The sequence below is a fragment of the Rheinheimera sediminis genome (assembly GCF_004005375.1).
In the GTDB taxonomy this organism is placed as follows: Bacteria; Pseudomonadota; Gammaproteobacteria; order Enterobacterales; family Alteromonadaceae; genus Pararheinheimera.
On sequence record NZ_RZUF01000014.1, the window covers coordinates 74,665 to 95,053 of the forward strand.

Annotated in this window: 12 protein-coding genes; 6 read left to right on the forward strand and 6 right to left on the reverse strand. The window is 47.4% G+C overall.

The window, feature by feature from the left end; all coding sequences use genetic code 11:
• Window positions 1–2 precede the first annotated feature (2 nt).
• Window positions 3–3,122, forward strand: coding sequence for an efflux RND transporter permease subunit (locus EMM73_RS11075; protein WP_127686499.1), 3,120 nt, complete (start codon window positions 3–5; stop codon window positions 3,120–3,122).
• Between the two features lie 72 nt (window positions 3,123–3,194).
• Here the strand turns inward: EMM73_RS11075 and EMM73_RS11080 are convergent, their stop codons facing one another.
• The 3 genes from EMM73_RS11080 to EMM73_RS11090 all read right to left on the reverse strand — a co-directional run bounded on the left by EMM73_RS11080 (window position 3,195) and on the right by EMM73_RS11090 (window position 7,138).
• Complete coding sequence (locus EMM73_RS11080; protein ID WP_127686500.1) at window positions 3,195–4,835, reverse strand: methyl-accepting chemotaxis protein; 1,641 nt, start codon at window positions 4,833–4,835, stop codon at window positions 3,195–3,197.
• A 245-nt stretch (window positions 4,836–5,080) separates the two neighbouring features.
• A complete protein-coding gene (locus EMM73_RS11085) occupies window positions 5,081–6,148 on the reverse strand; it encodes a pectate lyase (RefSeq protein ID WP_127686501.1) in 1,068 nt (355 codons plus the stop codon).
• Window positions 6,149–6,379: 231 nt separating this feature from the next.
• The gene (locus tag EMM73_RS11090) at window positions 6,380–7,138 is read right to left on the reverse strand and encodes an alpha/beta fold hydrolase (protein WP_127686502.1); all 759 of its coding nucleotides are present in this window, start codon (window positions 7,136–7,138) and stop codon (window positions 6,380–6,382) included.
• Window positions 7,139–7,598: 460 nt separating this feature from the next.
• Here EMM73_RS11090 and EMM73_RS11095 point away from each other — a divergent pair, with 460 nt between their 5' ends.
• From EMM73_RS11095 to EMM73_RS11115, 5 genes are all read left to right on the forward strand, one after another.
• Entirely contained in the window at window positions 7,599–9,665 is a 2,067-nt protein-coding gene (locus EMM73_RS11095; protein ID WP_127686503.1) for a TonB-dependent receptor, read from the forward strand.
• 35 nt (window positions 9,666–9,700) lie between these two features.
• A complete protein-coding gene (locus EMM73_RS11100) occupies window positions 9,701–10,774 on the forward strand; it encodes a PepSY-associated TM helix domain-containing protein (protein ID WP_222422646.1) in 1,074 nt (357 codons plus the stop codon).
• A 117-nt stretch (window positions 10,775–10,891) separates the two neighbouring features.
• On the forward strand, window positions 10,892–12,244 hold the full coding sequence (locus EMM73_RS11105; RefSeq protein WP_127686505.1) for a GGDEF domain-containing protein: 1,353 nt from the start codon (window positions 10,892–10,894) through the stop codon (window positions 12,242–12,244).
• 244 nt (window positions 12,245–12,488) lie between these two features.
• Entirely contained in the window at window positions 12,489–13,259 is a 771-nt protein-coding gene (locus EMM73_RS11110) for a substrate-binding periplasmic protein (protein ID WP_186435191.1), read from the forward strand.
• A 489-nt stretch (window positions 13,260–13,748) separates the two neighbouring features.
• Window positions 13,749–14,618, forward strand: a complete 870-nt coding sequence (locus tag EMM73_RS11115) for a hypothetical protein (protein ID WP_127686507.1) — start codon at window positions 13,749–13,751, stop codon at window positions 14,616–14,618.
• A 10-nt stretch (window positions 14,619–14,628) separates the two neighbouring features.
• On the opposite strand, the gene EMM73_RS11120 is transcribed toward EMM73_RS11115, so the two are convergent.
• The 3 genes from EMM73_RS11120 to EMM73_RS11130 form a co-directional block, all read right to left on the reverse strand.
• The gene (locus EMM73_RS11120) at window positions 14,629–15,489 is read right to left on the reverse strand and encodes an SMP-30/gluconolactonase/LRE family protein (RefSeq protein WP_127686508.1); all 861 of its coding nucleotides are present in this window, start codon (window positions 15,487–15,489) and stop codon (window positions 14,629–14,631) included.
• Between the two features lie 133 nt (window positions 15,490–15,622).
• Complete coding sequence (locus tag EMM73_RS11125; RefSeq protein WP_127686509.1) at window positions 15,623–19,216, reverse strand: ABC transporter substrate binding protein; 3,594 nt, start codon at window positions 19,214–19,216, stop codon at window positions 15,623–15,625.
• A 67-nt stretch (window positions 19,217–19,283) separates the two neighbouring features.
• A complete protein-coding gene (locus EMM73_RS11130; RefSeq protein WP_127686510.1) occupies window positions 19,284–20,183 on the reverse strand; it encodes a GGDEF domain-containing protein in 900 nt (299 codons plus the stop codon).
• Window positions 20,184–20,389 lie beyond the last annotated feature (206 nt).

A 20,389-nucleotide genomic window follows, 5' to 3' on the forward strand; every position in this document is an offset into this window, starting at 1 on the left:
TCATGATAAATAATATCCTCAAAACAGCATTGGCAAGGCCAGTGCTGATCATATTGCTGACGCTGCTATTGGCTGCAGCAGGGCTTTGGCAAGCATCGCGTTTGCCGGTAGACGCTGTGCCAGATATCACCAATGTGCAGGTGCAAATTAATACAGCTGCAGAAGGTTTTTCACCACTAGAAACCGAGCAGCGTATTACTTACCCCATTGAAACAGCGATGGCAGGTTTGCCACAACTGGAATACACCCGCTCATTGTCGCGTTATGGTTTGTCGCAAGTCACAGTGGTATTTACCGAAAGCACTGATATTTATTGGGCCAGACAACAAGTGTCGGAGCGGCTGCAAAATGTCAGAAACGAACTGCCAGCCGATATAGATCCGGAAATGGGGCCTATAGTTTCAGGCCTTGGCGAAATCTTCTCTTACACTGTCAAAGTAGTACCTGATGCGAAAAAAGCTGATGGTTCTGCTTATAACCCAGAAGATTTACGCACTATTCAGGACTGGGTGATCCGGCCTCAGCTACTCAAAGTGCCGGGTGTCACCGAAATAAATACCATTGGTGGTTATGTCCGTGAATATCAGGTGGCGCCTGATCTGATCAAACTGCTGGCCTTTAAACTGACGCTGGATGATTTGGCGCAAGCTTTGGAGCAAAACAACAGCAATGTCGGGGCAGGTTATATAGAACGTAATGGTGAGCAATGGTTGATCCGCTCACCAGGTCAGTTGCAGTCGTTAGAGGATATCAGCCAACTGGTGATCGCCAAAAGAGACGACGGTCCGGTGCGGGTAAAAGATGTGGCTGATGTAGCTATTGGCAAACAACTTCGCACCGGCGCTGCCACTCAGGACGGCAACGAAGTAGTGCTTGGCACAGTGATGATGCTGCTGGGGCAAAACAGCCGCACTGTCTCGCAGCAAGTGGCGAGCCGGCTTGAGGAGATCAACTTACGTTTGCCCCAAGGTGTGTTAGCTGAAGCCAATTACAACCGCACTACCTTAGTGGATAAAACCATCAAAACAGTCGAAACCAATCTGCTGGAAGGTGCTGTGCTGGTGGTGGTGATCCTGTTTTTGTTTTTAGGCAATGTCAGGGCCGCGTTGTTAACAGCGCTTGTGATCCCACTGAGTATGCTGTTTGCCATCAGCGGTATGGCGGCCAATAAAATGAGTGGCAACCTGATGAGCTTAGGGGCTATTGATTTTGGTCTGATAGTCGACGGCTCTGTGATAGTGGTAGAAAACTGCCTGCGTCAACTGGGTGTAGCTCAGCATCGGCATGGCCGTTTACTGAGCTTAAAAGAACGTTCTGCAGTGGTTTTAGCCGCCACCAAAGAAGTGATGACACCCGCTATGTTTGGGGTTTTTATCATTATGTTGGTTTACCTGCCGATTTTTGCCTTAAGTGGTGTTGAAGGCAAAATGTTCCAGCCTATGGCCTTTACCGTCATAGCGGCGTTATTGGGCGCTTTAATTCTGGCCATTACCTTTATTCCGGCTGCTATTGCCTTGTTTGTCAGTGGCAAAATTTCGGAAAAAGAAAATGCTTTAATGCTGGCGTTACGAAAGGCGTATCAACCTTTGCTGGTGCTGTCTATTAAAACGCCGCTGTTGGTGTCTGTTGCTGCTGTGCTTCTAATGTCGGCGGCGCTTTGGCAAGCCACTAAAATGGGCTCGGAGTTTTTGCCTCAACTGGATGAAGGCGATATTGCTATGCATGCTTTGCGTATTCCGGGCACCAGTTTAACCCAGTCGGTGGTGATGCAAATGCAGCTGGAAGCGGAAGTCGCCACTCTGCCTGAAGTAGATAAAGTATTCTCTAAAATTGGCACGCCGGAAGTGGCTACAGATCCTATGCCACCCAATGTTGCCGATACTTTTATTATTCTGAAAAACCAGCAGGATTGGCCTAACCCGGATAAAAGTAAAGCTCAGTTTGAAGAAGAGCTTAGGCAATTAGTCGAGCAAATTCCGGGCAATAAATACGAGTTTACCCAGCCAATAGAAATGCGTTTTAATGAACTGATCGCCGGGGTTCGTACTGATGTGGCGGTAAGGGTGTATGGCGATGATCTGGATATTTTGGCCGAAGTGGGTGAGCAGGTTGCTGCTGTGCTTTCTGCTGTGCCGGGCGCTGAAGATGCACGGATGGAACAGGCGGCGGGTTTGCCTTTGCTGTCAATAGAACCTCAGCGTGACCATTTAGCTTTGGTTGGTATGGATGTGGCGCAAATGCAGCAACTGATCCAAACCGCTATTGGTGGCCGTCAGGTTGGGCTGATGTATGAAGGTGACAAGCGCTTTAAGTTAGTGCTGCGTTTACCGGAAGAGTTGCGGCAAGACCCTGCAGCCTTAGCCCGTATTCCCGTCACTTTGCCTGTCTATGATTCGCCTGAGCTGCGTTATGTGCCGCTGGGTGAAATTGCTACTATTAAAGAAATCACAGGCCCGAATCAAATTAACAGGGAAAGTGGTAAACGTAATGTAGTGGTGACAGCCAATGTCACAGGCAGAGACTTAGGCAGTTTTATTGCCGAAGTGCAGCAGCAAATCAATGCTTTGCCTTTGCCAGATGGCTATTGGCTGGATTACGGCGGTACTTTTAAGCAACTGCAATCGGCGACGGAGCGTTTAAGCATAGTGGTGCCTTTAACTTTGCTGCTGATCATCGGTTTGCTGTATGGCGCTTTAAATTCAGTACGGGATACTTTAGTGGTGTTCAGTGGTGTGCCGCTGGCACTGACAGGCGGAGTTTTTGCTTTATTGCTGCGTGATATGCCGCTGTCTATCTCTGCTGCTGTAGGTTTTATTGCTTTATCAGGTATAGCTGTGCTGAATGGCATAGTGCTGGTCAGTTTTATCCGCCAGTTGCGTGATCAGGGCATGGAGCTTGTGGCGGCGCTGGAGCAGGGCGCTTTATCGAGGTTAAGGCCAGTCATGATGACAGCGCTTGTGGCTAGTCTGGGTTTTGTGCCTATGGCCTTTAATACGGGTACTGGTGCCGAAATTCAGCGGCCTTTGGCCACTGTAGTGATAGGCGGCATTATCACCTCCACTTTGCTAACCTTGCTGGTGCTGCCGGCTTTGTACAGACTGGTGAATTTCAGAAGACTATAGCCGATAGTGCAGCAGGCACTGTGATGCCAGATAGCTGGCATCACAGTGCCTTTATTCAAAGGCTTTTAAGTGTCAGACTTTAAAGCGGCCTACATTATTGTTGAGTCCGACAGCCATGCGGGCGATATCTTGAGATACCTGCGTGGTGATGCTGACGATTTGTACGCTTTCCTGTGACAAGCTGTTTAGCATAGTGACATTACGATTGATCTCATCCACAACTTTGCTTTGTTCCTCTGTCGCCGTTGCAATTTGGTAAATCATATCATTGGCCTGATTCACCGAGCTTTCTACGATCTGCAGTGAGTCCTGAATCCGTTGCGACATGGCAACAACAGTATCTACATTATTGGTTCCTGTTTGTATTGCGGTGACTGCCTCATTCACCCCATGTTCCAGGCCTGCGATCATACGTTGAATATCTTCAGTCGATTTTTGCGTGCGGCTTGCCAGAGTTCGCACTTCATCTGCCACAACAGCAAAACCCCGGCCCTGTTCACCGGCTCTGGCTGCCTCTATAGCGGCGTTAAGTGCCAACAAGTTGGTTTGTTCTGCAATGCTTCGAATCACATCCAGCACCTGAGTAATATTTTTCGATTCTTCTGCAAGTTTACTAATCACAGTACTGGCATGAGTGACAGCAGTGGACAGCTTGGTGATGCTGTGCACTGACTCCTCTATCACTTTGCCGGATTGGGAGGTTTTATCTTTGGCTTCTCTTGTTTCTGACAAAGCAGATTGCGAATTGCCCGCAACTTCATGCACAGCATGGCTCAGCTGATTGACTGCTGTCGCTATCTGATCAAGGTTATAGTTTTGCTCTTTGGATACTTTTTGGCCTTTTTCTGCGGATTGATTCAGTTGGATCACAGCTTGATTCAGCGATGAAGCATCGCTTTGCACCATCTTGATCAACTGCTGTAGTTTACGCATCAAACCGTTAAAAGTGCCGGCTAATTTCGATAACTCATCGCGGCCAGAGCTGTCTAATTGTCCCGTTAAATCACCTTCACCTGCACTGATGGTGGCAATCATAGTGTCTAATTCCATCACGCGCTTTGTGACCATTTTTGGACCAAACATGATACTGACTGTGCTGGCGATAATGACCAGAATAATGACTATAATCAGTATTAAACGCTGCTGATCTCCTGCTTCTTTGGCTTCAGCAGAGACCTGGTCGGCTTTATTTTTAACAGTTTCACCTGAGACATCGTAGTGCGTTCTGAGTTTCTCGAACAGTGGCATGACGGTAGTGTTGGAATAATTAGCTGCTTCTGTCGCTTTTCCCTCGTCAGCCATGGCAAAGACTATTTTGGCTTCAGCTAACCAACTATTGTAATCACGTTGAAATTCAACTTTGCCTTGTTGTGCCTCAGGGTACTCTTTTAATAGCTCGAGTACTTGATTCATTCTATCCAGTGCTTGCTTGGCATTTTCATCGAAAGATTGACGTTCTTTTGCCGTATCAGTCAAACCTACTATTTTCTTGGTGACATAGTTTTGGCTGGCGGTCAGCGCTTGATATAAGTCCCGGTCTGCATTCAGGCCCACATTGATCGCTGTCATAAAGGTTGTAGAGATCAAGTGAGCATCTGCAGACAGACGTTTGCCGTTGTTCATGCTGAGAACACTGATCAGTATGGTGAATAAGGTAATAGCAATAAGAGGTGCGGAGAATTTGGTACGGATAGTAAATTCATTCAGGTTCATAAGCTCTCTTCCTGTAAACAATAGCTCTATTGATACACTTTAGTCTAACTAAATGAAAAGTCGCTACTTCACCAAAAAAGTGATCTGAGTTTTTAAACTTTGTATTGAGACTAGGGCCTATTTGCGACCACTCATGTGGTGGGCCGGTGCAAGAGGTACTGCTGAATACCCTATACCACTGTTCGGAATGAGCTGGCGCAAAGCAGGAGTTTTTGTCGGGAGCTCCTGCCTTGTATCTGAGTAATTTACAGCTTAGTTACGTCGGTTTTGCTGACGTTACAGCTGGCGCTATTCCAGTATTCTTTGTCTTTTACCGATTTACCCTGACCTTTTTTCACCCCTGTGTAGTGTTCACAAACTGGTGGCTTGCCTGCTTTGTAATCTTTAATTTTCAGATTACGAATAGTAGCCACATCTTTATAGTTACTATTGACACCAGCAATACTGTCAATTTTTCCATTCACAGTAATACCTGAAATGGTCAGGTAACGTGGGCCGCCGTTATCGGTGCAGTCGCCACAAGATCGCCATAATTTGCCGTGTTCGCCGGTCAGGGTGAAGTTACCTGTTAATACAGTGGTGCTGTTTTTTGAGTTATGCTGAAATACTTTGTCGGGTTTGCCACCCGGGCCATTGGCACTGTTAAAAGCTAAACCACCTTTCACCGTCATCGTCTTACCATTGTTAGTGGCAGCATCTTCACAAATATCTTCCCAGACAACGTTTTCAATAGTGCAGTTGCCACTGCTGCAATGAATACCATCGGCACCACCACTGGCCGAAATACGCAGGTTTTTCACACTGGCGTTTTTCAGTGTGATCACCGGTTTTTGGCCTTCATCATCGCTGCCACAGCTACTGCCCACAGTCACACCCCCACAGTCCACTGTTTCGTTGGTAAAGGTAGCACCAGCTTTGCAGCGGCTGGCATTGGCGATAGTGGCAAAAGGCTGAAAGCTTAACGCCGGCACTGTGGCAGATAAGTTGGACAGATATTCCTGACCATCCGCATCAATGACTTTTAACCAGTACCAATAGTCCTGATGTGGTTCAAAGCTATTGTCTTCAGCCACTTGTTGATAAGGATCTAATACAGTTATGCGCTCAGCCTGTTCAAACAGGCTGTTGGTACCGCGGTAAATTTCCTGTCGTGCTATGGCAGGAACTTCCGTTGACCAGCTCAGGTAGGTTTTGTCGGTCTTTTTGGTTAGCATCAGAGTGGTATTCAGCTCGCTTTGTGCAGCAACAGACAGCGACAAAGGCAATAACAGGGCACAAGATAATACTCTGATCGAATTGCGTAGTAAGTTCATAGAAGCTCCGATTGTTGTGTTCCTGATAAGGATACTTCTACGTTAACCTTTTATATACCTTTTGGTAACTTATAAAGGTTATTTTCCAATAGTGGAACTTTGTGGTCTCAGTCCGAGGTATAGCTTGCTCAGTTTGCTTCAGATCGCGCTTGCGGTAGCTTGCGCGATCCAGACGGTGCCAGGCAGGTTTTGAACCTTAGCCACAGCAGTGTGTGTTTGTCGTTTTTTTGCTTATTTTTGAATCAGCTGCAAAATTTCCGCTGCAACCAATTCAGGATAATCATGGTGTACGTAATGTCCACTGTCAGGCACCAGGATGAGCTTACCTTGCCTGAATTTTTTTGCTTGCAGCTCTTGCTGTTCAATCCAGACCCGCATAAAGGTCGCGTCAGATAAAGGAGGAGGATTTGTGGCTGAAAACAGCACTACCGGGATATCAGGGAAATGCTGATAGTTCTGATGTTGTTGATAGGTTTGTTCCAAGCCCTCAATTTCAGCTGCAACCCAGGGAGCCAAGGTCAGTTTGAGCAAGGCCGGTATATCGCAAAGTCTGCCTTTGGCTTGTTCACAAGCCTGAGTAAAGCCGGCAGGTCTGCCATCTACTAAAACCACAGCCGCTGTTTGAGTCGGGAATTCTGTAGCAAAACTCAACGCAAAAGGTCCACCAATAGAATGCCCGACCAGGATATAAGGTGGCTGCAGGCCCTGAGCTTGTAACTTTTGCTGCAACTGATGTGCAATTTCTTTACCTGTGCGGGCTTTGAGTGACAGACTTTGTTGCCTGTCATATCTGACGACAGTGGCATGGCGTGACAGAGCTTCACTGAGTTCACGCCAGGAGCTGGTGTTATCTCCTGCTCCTGTTTCAAAGATAATGGTTGGACTGCCTTTCCCTTTCACAATGAATTGTTCACCAAGCAATGCTGTAGGATCTGCAGCACAGGCGCTCAGAACAAAGAGGGCAAACAGCGTGATCAGGTTCTTTTTCATTGCACTTGCTCCTTTAATTTTGGGATCAGCGTAGCAAAGTATTCTGACTAAAATATGAACAGAAAAATGCTGCTATCCGCGATTTGAAGCTGCAGTGGTAAGCCAGCACTGAATTGCCAACTAAGCTCAGGATATAGAGGGTAGCCCTGGTTGGATCCCCGCCAATATCTGCGGTATGCGCTAATCAAGCTGGCGTGACCAACTGAACTGGACAGTTTAATCATACAGCCGATGGATCCTTACTGCACTTTGTCAGATCAACGGGTTTTGTCTTTTGCCCGGATTGAGGTTTGGTGTAACAGAGAGATCCTGACTTGGATCGGCCTGGCTATTCGGTGACATTGCCGCTTGATTACGCCTGCTGTGACAATTTGTCGCAGTGTCGGGTTTTGGTACTTCCTCTATAATTGGCCAGTATCATCTCAGTACTATAACTCAATGAAACTGCTAGGGATTTAATTTGAACACCTCACTCTATTCCGCTGGATTTAATAAAAAGCCCATTATTCTTGCCCTCGGTTTAGCTATGCTGACTCTGCCAGTGCAGGCGGATACAGCCTCAGAGCGCCGAACTGATCAGATGAAAAAAGGCGATACCAGTTTTCAGATCGGTGAACATATTGAAGTGGTGGGTAAAGGTTTGACGGATGCCAGTCGGGTGCTGACCTCAGTCGATCGAATGAGTGCTGACGTGGCGCAAAGCTCAGAGGCCGATTACGCCTGGAAACTGCTCGGCCGTTTGCCTGGTGTGATGCTGACTGAATTTAATCAGGGCTCGTCCAGCGGTAAATTATCTTTCCGTGGTTTTAATGGTGAAGGCGAAGTTAATGCGGTGAAGTTGTTGATCGACGGTATACCCTCTAACTCTAATGACGGCAATATGCCTTATCTGGACATGATTTTCCCGCTCGAAATTGAAGTGGCTGAAGTGGTGCGTGGTACTACAGACCCCCGCTTTGGTTTGTACAATATTGCCGGTAATGTCAGCTTCGTCACCCGCAGTGGTGGGAATTATCTCGACAGCCGTTTATCTGCCGGCTCCTTTGGTAAGACTCAGGCTCAGTTTGCAGCAGGTATAGAGCAGGGCGACCTGCGCCAGAATTATGCCTTGAGTTATCGTAAAGCGAATGGCTACCGTGACCACTCTGAATCGACCCGCTACGGCTTTTCCGGTAAATGGGGCTGGGATATGTCGGAGGCTCTGACGCTCAACGCCAGCGCCCGTACTTATCAGGCTGATTTAGAGGAGCCTGGTTATCTGACGGCCGATCTGGCCTACAGTAACCCCAGAGCGACTAATGCCTATAATCAGAGCGATCTGGACGAGCGGGCTATGGACCAATTTATTCTGGGATTGGACGCCAAACTGAACGAGCAGGCCGATGTAAAAACTCTGGTCTGGATGAATCAGCTAGACGATGACCGTTTTGTGAAGTTTTCAGCTGCCGCGTCTCAACAAAACCGAGTGACGAAAGAGCAGCATTATGGCGCTTCCAGTACGCTGGGATTTAGCCCGCAAGTTGCTCTGTTACAGCGCTTTTATCTGGAATTCGGTGCCAGCCTTGAAGTACAGGACAATGAATCCAGACGTTATCTGACGAAAGAACGTTTGGTCACCAGCCAGACCAGGGATCAGCAATTCGATCTGCAGGTACAGGGTATTTACGCCCAGGCCACTATGGAGCCGAATGACTGGCTGCGTATTACGCCATCCTGGCGTATTGATCAGGTCGAAGGTGACTTCACTGATGTTCGCTCTGGCACCGATGCGCCGATCAATGACTATGGCAGCATCAGTCAGCCAAAACTGGCCGTCGCTGTGCTGGCATCGGACGAGCTGACTTTGTTCAGCAACTGGGGCCGCAGCTTTCAGATTGGTGCAGGTTCAGGAGCTTATTTAATTCCGCCACGCCAGGTTGATTTGGCGCCATCGATCAACAAGGGCTGGGAATTGGGTCTGAAGTATCAGGGCGAGAATGATCTACAACTGCGTACTACTTTATGGCAACAAAGCGCCAGCGGCGAGTTTAAGCGTAAGCTGAATGACCCGCTGGGCGATTTTGATAACCTGGGCGCGACTGAACGCAAAGGCGTCGACCTGCAATTAGGCTGGACACCGCTGCAGCAGTTAAGTCTGTGGGGCGCTGTGGCCTGGCAACAGGCCGAGATTGAAACGCCAGACCCTGCCACACCTGCGCTGGCGGGCAAAGACATTGATCATATACCTCAATGGTTATACAACGCTGGAGTGGACTATAGCCTGAACCAGCAACTGAGTTTCTCTGCGGCAGTGCGGGCGCAGTCGTCCTATGAACTGACGACCAGCAATGATAAAGGCCGTTTTGGTGATTTCCTGCTGCTGGACCTACAGGCCAGCTATCAGTTGAATGAGCAAACTGAAATCACTGCACAAATTCAAAACCTGACCGATCAGTATTATGAGTATGTCTGGTGGGACGGCAGTCAAACTTTGCATAGCCCTGGTGAATCCAGAGCTCTGAATGTATCAGTGCACTTGCGTTACTGATGCAGCTCTGGTCCTGGCGAAAAATAGCACGGCGATTGCACCTGTGGCTTGGCCTGTCGGTTGGGCTCTTGCTGGTGCTGATCAGCTTATCAGGCGCGGCAGTGGTGTTTTATGTGGAGCTGGATCAGGCGCTGCATCCCCAGTTGCAGCAGGCTCAGGCTAAAGCTGATTATCAACAGGCACTTGCCACAGTGCGGGCGCTGTATCCGGATCGTACCGGTCCCTGGCGCTTTGAGGTCACAGACTCTGCCGGAATAATCCCAGCCCGCTACTACAATCCGGTAGAAACTGTGGGCCAGGGCTTTGCGCCTTTGTTGCTGTGGTTATCAGCAGATGGTCGTACTGTCTTGCGGCAAGAATTCTGGGGCCAGCATCTGATGACCTGGTTATACAAGCTGCATTATCAGTTGCTGCTTGGCAGCACTGGCACTGTGATTGTGGGTTATCTCGGCCTGGCAAGCCTGTTGCTGCTTCTGTTGGGACTTCTGGCCTGGTGGCCAAAAGCCGGGCAATGGCGGAAAAGTCTCAGTTTTAAAGGCCGCAGTTCAGCCATAGGTGCGCTGTACGACTGGCACAAAAGTCTGGGCTTGCTTAGTGTTCTCCCCTTACTACTGCTCACCCTGACTGGAGTTATGCTGGCGTTGCCAGAACCTACGGCTGCAGTGTTGCAACAGCTGCCAGGCCAAAAGGCCAAGGCTGCACCACTTAGTACGCCAGAGGTGGAGCCCGATCAGCAGCACATCAGTTTAAAACAGGCTCTGAGTGCAGCCCAAGGTGCAGCACCAGAAGGGCAACTGGCCTGGATTGAAACGCCAGCCCTACAGGGGCCTTACTACAAATTCAGGGTTCAGCTGCCGGGCGATCCGTCCCGTCGTTTCCCGCACAGTTACATTCTCATTGATGCCTACAGCGGCGCTGTGGCTCAGCTGCTGGATATCCGTGAGCAGGGTAGTAAAGAACGAATATTAAACTGGCTGCATCCTTTGCATGATGGCAGTGTGGGTGGTTTAGCCCTACGCTGCTTATGGCTGCTGTGTGGATTTTTCCCACTGCTATTGGCCTGGCTGGGGATCAGGCGTTATCAACTGCGGCTTAAGGGCAGGAGTTGAAGCAAGGTTATCTAAATCAGCCATTTAGCACTAAGATATCTGACAGATACTAAATTATACTGGTGTTACAGTCCAAAATGCCTGTTTCTCAGTGCTTCATCTGGTCGGAATCTTCCCATGCAGCAATGGTTTAATGCATCCTTACAGCGAAAAATCAGTGGTTTACTGGTGGTGCTGCTGTCCTTTATGTTTGTCGTTATTCTCTACTCTATTTACAAACTCAAACTAATAGATGCTGAAATGCATGAAGTTGCAGAAATTGACGTGCCGCTGACAGAAATGGTCAGTGAGCTGGAAATCATGCAGTTGAAACAACACCTGCTGATTGAACAGTTTCGGTTAAAAGGTACAGAGGACAAAGTTGTACTGGCACCTGAGCAGGCTTTTGCTGAGCAGCGTGACGGCCTGAAGTTGATTCTGACCAAAGCTGAGCGGATATTAACTAAAAGTTTACAGCAGCATCAGATTCGTTTTGCCCCAGCTGAACATCAGCAAATTTTGGTCAGTATGAAGGCGTTTCATCAGCAAAGTGACAGTTTTGAACATCAGTTGCAACTGGCATTACAAGAAGGCCATACCACAGATCAGCAATGGCAGAGGTTTGAAGACGAAGCGGCCCGTTTAGATCAAAACATTGTGGCCATTTTACGGCATATGGAGAAGCTGACGCTGGAAGCCAGCCGCTACACAGATAAACATGAAAACGAGTTTATGCTGGTTAATACCGGCCTTGGTGTCTGTGCTTTTGTGATAGGACTGTACCTGACCTTTTATATTTTGCAGATTTTTCGTCAGCGTATTGGCCGTATTCAGACCGAAATCAAAAATGTGCATCATTCAATAGAGCAGGGACTACCCATCGCAAGCCCGGTATTTCCCCAGCTACAACATCAGGATGAACTCACTGAGCTTGAACAGGACCTGAAAATGATGGTACAGCGCTTATCACAAGAAATCAGCAACAGGCAGGAAATAGAGCAACAGCTGCTGGTGCTGGCAACACGAGATAAATTAACAGGCGCCTTTAACCGACATAAATGGGAGGAGCAACTGCGTATGGAGATCAGCCTGGCAGAACGTGGCAGTGCCTTCAGTATTGCCCTTTTGGACGTGGACTTCTTTAAAAAGGTCAACGACCAGTTTGGCCACCAAACAGGTGATAAAGTACTGCAGACTTTAACTGAACACCTGGGCAGACGCCTGCGCAAAACCGATACCTTGTTCCGTTTAGGTGGGGAAGAATTTGCCATTTTATTGCCACAACAAAAAGTTGAAGCAGCTTGCCAGTTGGCTGAAGTGCTGAGGCAGCATATAGCCAGTCTGGAGGAAACGGATTTGCCGGCTTTTACCATAAGTTTCGGCGTTACTGAGTATTGTCAGCAGGATGACGCAGCATCTATTCTTAACAGAGCAGATCAGGCCTTGTATCAGGCCAAGGCTATGGGCAGGAACAGAGTGCAGCAGGGATAATTCAGTTAAAGATTATTGCTGCTTTGCTTGCCAGTATAAACTAACCAGAATTTTGGGATAAGCATCACCTTACTATACCTTACTATGTTGTATCAGCGAGCTTATGGTTGTTGTTTGGAGGACTCAATGGTTATCCTGCTTACTTCACTCTGTAAAATCAGCTGCTGTGAACCTTTTTTACGAAGTTCAGCTTAAGTATGGATATCAGTACACATCTTTAAATTGTTTTCAGGGAGAGTGCAGCATGAGGAATAGATTGTTATGGCTTGTTTTTATGGTTTCGCTCTTTAGTCCTGCAGAAGCAAAGCCTCAACTTCGTTGGTGTCTGGGAACTTTTCCTGGCTTTTATGGCTTTAACGCACAAACCAAACAACCTGAAGGACTTTCGGTGTCTTATCTGCAGGAAATAGCCCGAAGAGCCAATTTTACCTTAATTGCCAGTCAAGAAACTCCAGCCTTTCGCTGTGTGGCACAGATGAAAACTGGCGAAGCCGATCTGATGATCAATATTCTCAAACCGCAACAAGGTAATCCGGCTATCAACTACATTCAATTTGGAGCCCGCTTGCCGGAAAAAGTGTATTACGCCAACAGTAAAAATCTACGTTTAGATCATCCAGGGCAATTAGCCACTATGACTTTGGTCACAATACGAACGTACAAGGCAGCGCCTGAGCTCCAAATGGTGTTGGATACTATGAAAAAAAGGCAGTTGGTGCAAGTTGACTCAGTGTTAACAGCTTTGCAAATGGTAGCGAAACAACGCATTGATGCCGCCTTATTAACACCTACTCAGGTACAGGCTGTCCTGAAAGATCATCCTGAATTAGCGAAACAACTTAAAGAAACGAGCTTCTCCACTGAATTGGTAAAACCTGAAGCTGTGTACATCGGCTTATCAAGCCGCTGCAACTGCCCTGAATTGGAAGTCGCCATCAAGCAGAGTATTCAAACCATGAAAGATGACGGGACCAGCCAAAAGATTTTTGCCGGTAAAATTCTTGTCGATTTTTAACTGTTCGTTGCAGTCCTTGGGAGGCTGCTGCTGGCTTGGCCTTGATCGCGCCATAGGGAAAGCGGGATGTACTGAGTGCAAGTGCTACCCTTTGCTTGTGGTAAGGCACTCAGCTGTACTTCGCCTTTCGCATTCAAATTGCCCCGGCACAGTGAACAAAATCTAATCTAACCTGATGAGCTCTGGATAAGCCGCGCCATTGAATAGGTCTCTTTTTACGCCTCTCTGTGTCGCTCTGTCTGACCATAGCTCGCTATGGCGTACGACAAAGCGCCTTGATATGCACAAAAATCTGTGAATTCAGTCAGTAAAGAGATCGGTTTTTTAAAAAATGCTCTTATTTATTTGATTTTATTGATTAAATCATCAAAGTCTGACGCTCGGTATCCCTAGTTCGGGTTAATCTAAAAACGAAGTCAAACAGGCTCAGACTTTACTATTTGTAAAACTTTCAGCACACTTGTATTTTTGTGCCATTACAGGTTTGCTATGCCGAAAAGCTTCCCGTGCTTCAGTATGTTGCTGATAAGTATGGCTTGCACAGCCCATGGTGCTGCCGTTCATGTACCTGTCCGGCTCGAGTTTCATCACTACGATCTGCCTACAGTGAATATGCTCAATGCTGGCCAGTATAACTCTATCAACACCGAAACCAATGTGTTGCTGTTTGAGCAATTGGTGAAGCCAATCCGACTGATTGAGGTTCCGGTTGCCCGCAGCGAGCTGATGATGAGCGGTAAAAAACCGATTTGCACTTTGGACAAAGTAAAAAACAGCAGTAGAGTTGAAAAATACCTGTTTTCCAAGCCAGTGAATTTTTATCTGGGCTACCGGCTATATCAGTTAAGTGAATCTCCTGCTTTGGCTGAGGCATTGCTTAATAGTCATGGCCAAGTAAAGAGTATTGCTGAGGTGATGCAAGCAACACCTGGTGCTCAATTGCTGGTACCGAAGTATATTTCGTTTGGTGATGTGTTGGACCAGCAGATCCGTCAATTACCTTCCAAACAGGTATCACCTTTATCAGCGCCTTTATATGATAGCCATTTTATCGGTATGTTTGCTTCAAAACGAGCTGAGTTTGCCATCGCTTACCCCACCGAAATGAGTTTGTTTTTGAGCCGAAAAAGAGGGGTGAGCGTCCGAAGTTATGCTATCGCCGATGTTCCCGAATTGATTACTGGTCATCTGATGTGTGCTAACACTGCCAGTACCAAGGCTTTTATTCAGGCTGTAGATCGGGTGCTTGTAACACTTTATCGGGACGATCGATTTATACTGGCTCATACCCGCTATTTAGAGCAAGAAGATGCTTCGCAACTCAGTCGCTTAATTTCGCACTATGCGGATCAAGAGTGACTATAGATATTTAGCGTTGTAGCCTATGCGCCTGTACTGAATTGCCAAAGAAGGTTGGGATATATAAAGTGTTTGTAGTTGGATCCCAACCAATATCTGCGGTATTCAGCTTTGACTCTCTGCTGTCCATCAACAGTTCGATGTGGCCGTCGGCATGGACGTAATACAGCAAACCAGCCCAGCAACTGACAATGAAATCGCCATTACCAACTGCTTCTACGCCATCTGCGCGTTCAGCAAAGCCAATGGCCACTTGAGATAAAGTGCTCTGTGTTTCTGATAAAGAAATTTTCAGCAGCTTATCGCCTGCAGCTATATACAACTGATGGTCAAGTACTGTTAAGCCATTTGCTGCTTCTATATTGTCCAGAAAAACGCTGATAGTCTGCTGTTCCAACTGGTAGATACGGTTTTTTCTGGTATCAGAAATATAAACTGTACCCTGACTGTCTACGGCAACGTCATTCAAAAATACTGAATCCGGTACTTGAATTTTATTCAGTATTTTCGCTGAAGCTATATCCACTACAACTACTTCGGTTATATCGGCTATATACAGTTTGCCCTGATACATTGCCATTCCTTTGGGTGCATTCAAGCCGCGTAACCAGTCCTGGTGCTTGATACTGCCATCAGTATTTAAAATCGCCACGCCGCCCAAGCCATCTGCCTCACTACCTTTACCGTCAATTTCGGAGACAAACAACAGGGTATCCTTGTTAGCTGCGTTCTGATACCAGAGCACAGACTCTGGCACACGCAGCTTGGCTGTTTGCCACTTTGGGGTCAGTGACGGTTTAACCCTTATTTCTTCTGCAGCATGTGACTGCGGCATTAAGGACAGCAATAATACAGAGAATATCAATTTCATCAGCAGTTTCCGGTTGGTGTGGATGAGAACACCATAACTCCAGTCAGGAAAAATTACCAACAGCATTCCCTGTTCAGCAGCATAGGAGAGAACGTTATTTCATCTTTGGTGATTTTGCATCAGAGTCCAAAACTTAACTCTGTAACAAGGCTGCGCTTTGCTGCTCTGCCAACAATTGTTCGATGCCGCTGCTCGGGACAGCTTTGCTGAACAAATAACCTTGAGCTTCATGGCAGCCCTCGTCGGCCAAAAAATCGGCCTGGGCCGGAGTTTCAACACCTTCGGCAATTACGGTTAAGCCGAGGCTTTTACTCAGCGCTACTATGGTTTTGGCAATAGCTACGTCATCTTTGTCGCCTGGTATATCACTGATAAACGACTTATCGATTTTCAGTTTATTTACCGGCAAGCGTTTTAAGTGGCTGAGCGATGAGTAGCCTGTACCAAAATCGTCAATGGCGATTTCAATGCCCATAGCGTACAGTACCCGCAGTTGTTCAATAGAGCTTTCACTTTGCTGCATAATGAAAGTTTCTGTTACTTCCAGTGCTATATGCTTGGTCTGCAGCTTGTATTCTGCCAGTGCACAAGTCACTTGCTGCACCAGATGGCCGCTATAAAGCTGAGGGCCTGCAATATTAATTGCAACCCGTCCGACATTCAGGCCTTTATCCAGCCAGACTCTGGCCTGGCGTGTGGCTTCATTCAATACCCAGAGTCCTATTGGTAGGATCAAGCCGGATTCTTCAGCCACAGGGATCATTTTATCTGGTGGCACAGTACCTAGTATGTCGTTGTGCCAGCGCAGTAAGGCTTCTACTCCAACTATCTGTTTTGACTGCAGATCATACTGCGGCTGATACACCAGTCTGAGTTCATTTCTGGTAATAGCCAACCGCAGCTGATTTTCTAACTGGGCACGTTCCAGTACTGCATCGGCCATTGCTTTGTTATAAAAACGGCAGGAATTGCGGCCATGTTGCTTGGCTTTATACATAGCAATGTCGGCATTGCGCAGTAAATCCTGGACTTGCCTGCCATCTTGCGGGTAAAAGCAGATGCCAATACTGGCCGACAAATTAATGCGCTGACCACTCAGCACTATAGGTTGTTCAATTTGCTTTAAAATAGTGCGGCCAATGTCTTCTGCCTCGGTTGTATTCAAATCAGCACTGAGCAATAACACAAATTCATCACCGCCGACCCGGGCTATAGTACTGGCGCCTGTAGCCAGTGCAGTCAGGTGCCGGCCAATAATTTCCAGTACTTTATCGCCTTCTATATGACCAAGGGTATCATTGATAATTTTGAAGTTATCCAAATCCAGATACATCACAGCAAAACTATGGCTGGCTTGCTGAGCTTGATCAATTTTTTGCGCCAATTGCTCCATCAGAAAGCGTCTGTTGGGTAAACCTGTCAGAGCGTCGTGATAGGCCAGATGGTAAATTTCCTGCTGCGACTGCTTCAACTGGCTGATATCAGAAAATACAGAGACATAATGACTTAAAATTCCGTTGTTATCTCTCACCGCTGTAATGGTTTGCCAGACAGAAAGCTCCTTGCCGTTTTTCTTGCGGTGGCGCAGTTCGCCTTGCCAGACTCCGCTGTTACTCAGCTTCAGTCTGATGTCGTGATACACCAAAGGTTGCAATTCTTCTGACGCCAGAACAGCTGGAGTCTGGCCTGCCACTTCTTCTTTACTGTAGCCGGTGCTTTGGCAGAACGATTGATTGACATCGATAATACGACTCTGGGCGTCTGTGATCATCACTCCTTCCGCGCAGCTTTCAAATACACTGGCTGCCAATTTTAATGAGGCTTCAGAGATTTTTTGTGCTGAAACATCGTTAAAGCTGACAAAAAGCTTGGTGTTACTGCTGTCTGAGGGGTCTGGTAGTGGCACTATATCCACAGCCAGCCAAACAAGCTGCTGGTTGTGCCGCGTTATTCCGCGCAGTAAGATATTTTTCTGCGGTTGGCTGTCGGTAAAAGCCTGCCTGATTAAGTCTGAATAGCTGACTGCAGCTGAACATTCGCAATGGCTAAACCATAGATCCAGCGCGAACTTTTGGTGCATCACTTCTGCACTGTTTTTACCCAGAATACTCAGAGCTGCAGCGTTGACATCCACCAGCTCCTGCTCTGTGTTGTACACCAGTACACCTTGGGTGATTTCTTCAAACAGCAGCCGGTATTTTTGTTCACTTTGGCGGATTTTTAGTTCGTTCTTCGTGCGTTCTGTAATATCACGCGCCACACCCAACACGCCCAGTAGTTCGCCACTACTGTGGTCGTATATCGGCGTTTTAATGGTTTCCAGCAGTTCTGTATGTCCATCGCTGGCAAAACAGACCTGTTCTTCAATCACTAGAGGACCGCCTTGTAGTATGGCCTGACGGTCATGGGTTCGGAAGATGAAAGCCAGTTCTTTGCTGACAAAATCTTCATCGGTTTTGCCCCGGATCTGATGCTCTTTTGCGGCATATAAATCTTCAAATCTTTTATTGCAGCTTAAATACCTGCCATGGGCATTTTTTATCCAGACCAGATCTGGCAGTGTGTTCATCAATAATTCCAGAAAGCTGGATTTTTCGCTGAGGTTATCGCTTAAGCGTTTCATCAGCAGGTTTTGTTTCGCCAGATACAGGGTTGATAAGGCTAAGATAACAATCAGTGAGATAATAAAGCTAAATTCCAGTTTATATTGGCTGAACAGCGACACCGGGCTATTGCGGATTTGATAGCCCTCTGGCAGCGCTCCGCTGCCGATCCCAAAGCGCCTGAGTTGCGGGTAGTCAAAAATGGCAAGGTTTGGGCTTTCCAGCACCAACGCAACATCTGTATCTGTGGCACCGCTCAGTAGTTGTTTTGCCATTAAACCAGCCTGTCTGGCCTGTTCATAATGGCTGATTACATAACCGCCCAGCACACCACTGCCGATACCATGCTCCCAGAAATGGAAGACTGGCACCTGGGTCAGCTCTGTGATCAGCGCCAGACTTTCAGCAAAGGATTTTTCTTTGGTGTTTTTATCATGGTAGGCCGACAGCAGCAGGATCATATCCTTTTTCCCCAGTTGTGCCAGCTTGCTGCTGAATTCATCCCAGCTTAGATCTGACAAATTCTGCGTGATAAAACTCAGCTGAGGGAATTGCGGCTTTAGCAACAGCATTGAATGCAAATCGGCCTGGCCGCTAATGCTTGGGTCGACAATCAAATGTACTCTGGTGCGTTCGGGAAATAATTTGTTGGCCAGTTCGAGTGTTTCGCCAAAAGACGCTGCTTCTACTACGCCTGTGACGTCGGGCCGCCGACTGGCTTGTTCTGCTGTGGCAATATCATTGACACCAAGAAAAACCAAAGGAGCGACAGCAAAAAGTTCTGCTTTATGCCGCAGCGCAAAATGAAGCGCATCGTCATCTGCTGTGATCACCAGATCATAAGGCGGGCGGTCTTGGTATTTATGCCGCAGCAGCTGGAAACTCAGGTTCTGGCTTTGTTGGTCCCATAACCTTTTACTATCAAGAAACTCCTGGTCGATCACCGGCAAATTGGAGCCAAAAGCCGACAATACCCCAGCCAGAATTTTTCCTGAGGTAGGAAAAGATGGGTCATAGGAGTACAAAATTAACACCCGTTTGGTATTGAGTTCTAGCTCGCTGCTGGCATGCACAGGGCTCAGACACAATAGCAATAACAGAGCTGATACTATTTTTCTGCACATAATCAAGGGTCTGATACTGTTTGGCCTCAGTATAGCAGCAGTATTGCAACTCACTATCTGGGCCTTGCTACTCTGACCACTGAATTTGATCCCGCCCCGCGTTTTTGGCTTTATACAAGGATTGGTCAGCTCTGTGCATCAGATGTTCAGGTGCTTCACCTGGTGTTCGTTTGCCTGCGCCAATACTGATAGTGAGTGGGCGCTGGTTGTCCGGTCGGATGGTGCGGCTTTGCTGCAGCAGTTGTTGCAATAATACATCCACCTGCAGCTGCTCGTCATAAAATAGCCAGCCAAACTCCTCGCCACCCAGTCGCGCTGCCAAGGCGCCTTCTGGTGTCAGACTTTGCAGCAAAGCGGCAAATTGGATCAACACCTGGTCACCGGCGTCATGGCCAAACTCATCATTAATTTTTTTAAAATGGTCCAGATCGATTAAAGCAATACTAAACTGAGCTGTGCCAATCTGATCCAGTGTTTGCCTGAACTGACGGCGATTGGGTAAGGAGGTTAGCTCATCTGAGGCTGATTGCTGTTTTACCAGGTTGTAGAGATCGCATAGATAGTACATGGTCTGCAATGTACCTGTTGCGAACAGAATCATGCCAAGCGTCCGGAACGAATCCTCAAAGTAAATCCCCAGCCAGATGGGTTGCCACAGTACTTCATCCAGCACATCAAGTACGGCGGCAAGCAGCCATAAGCCAAAGCCGGTACTGAGGATCCAATAGGTGTGCATCTGCATATGCGCACATTGCACAGTCCACAGCATAAACAGCACAATCAATAGCGTAATCAGGTCAAAAGCGAAACCAGAGCCATTAAAAAACTCCTCATTGAAGGGAATCAGCCAAAAACTGGCAGCAATCGATGCTGCACAGCAACTCAGAATAAAGCTGAAATACCACAACCGGTATTTTGGAAACGTTTTGATCTGAGGCAGCGCTAAAATCAGACGTGGTGTTTTCATTGTGATATGCCTCAACTACAGCCATATATACAGACAATAGGCGTCTTTGCGCTGGAATCACATCCTAGTACAGCTAATCTCTACAATTCAATCGGATTTTTTCAATTCTGCCGGGTTTAAATCAGGCTCTTGCTCTGTAGCCAAGTCATTTAGGTTGAGACCCCAGCAGCATAGTCAAGCTATGTGGCCGGGGGGGATGGTGGAGT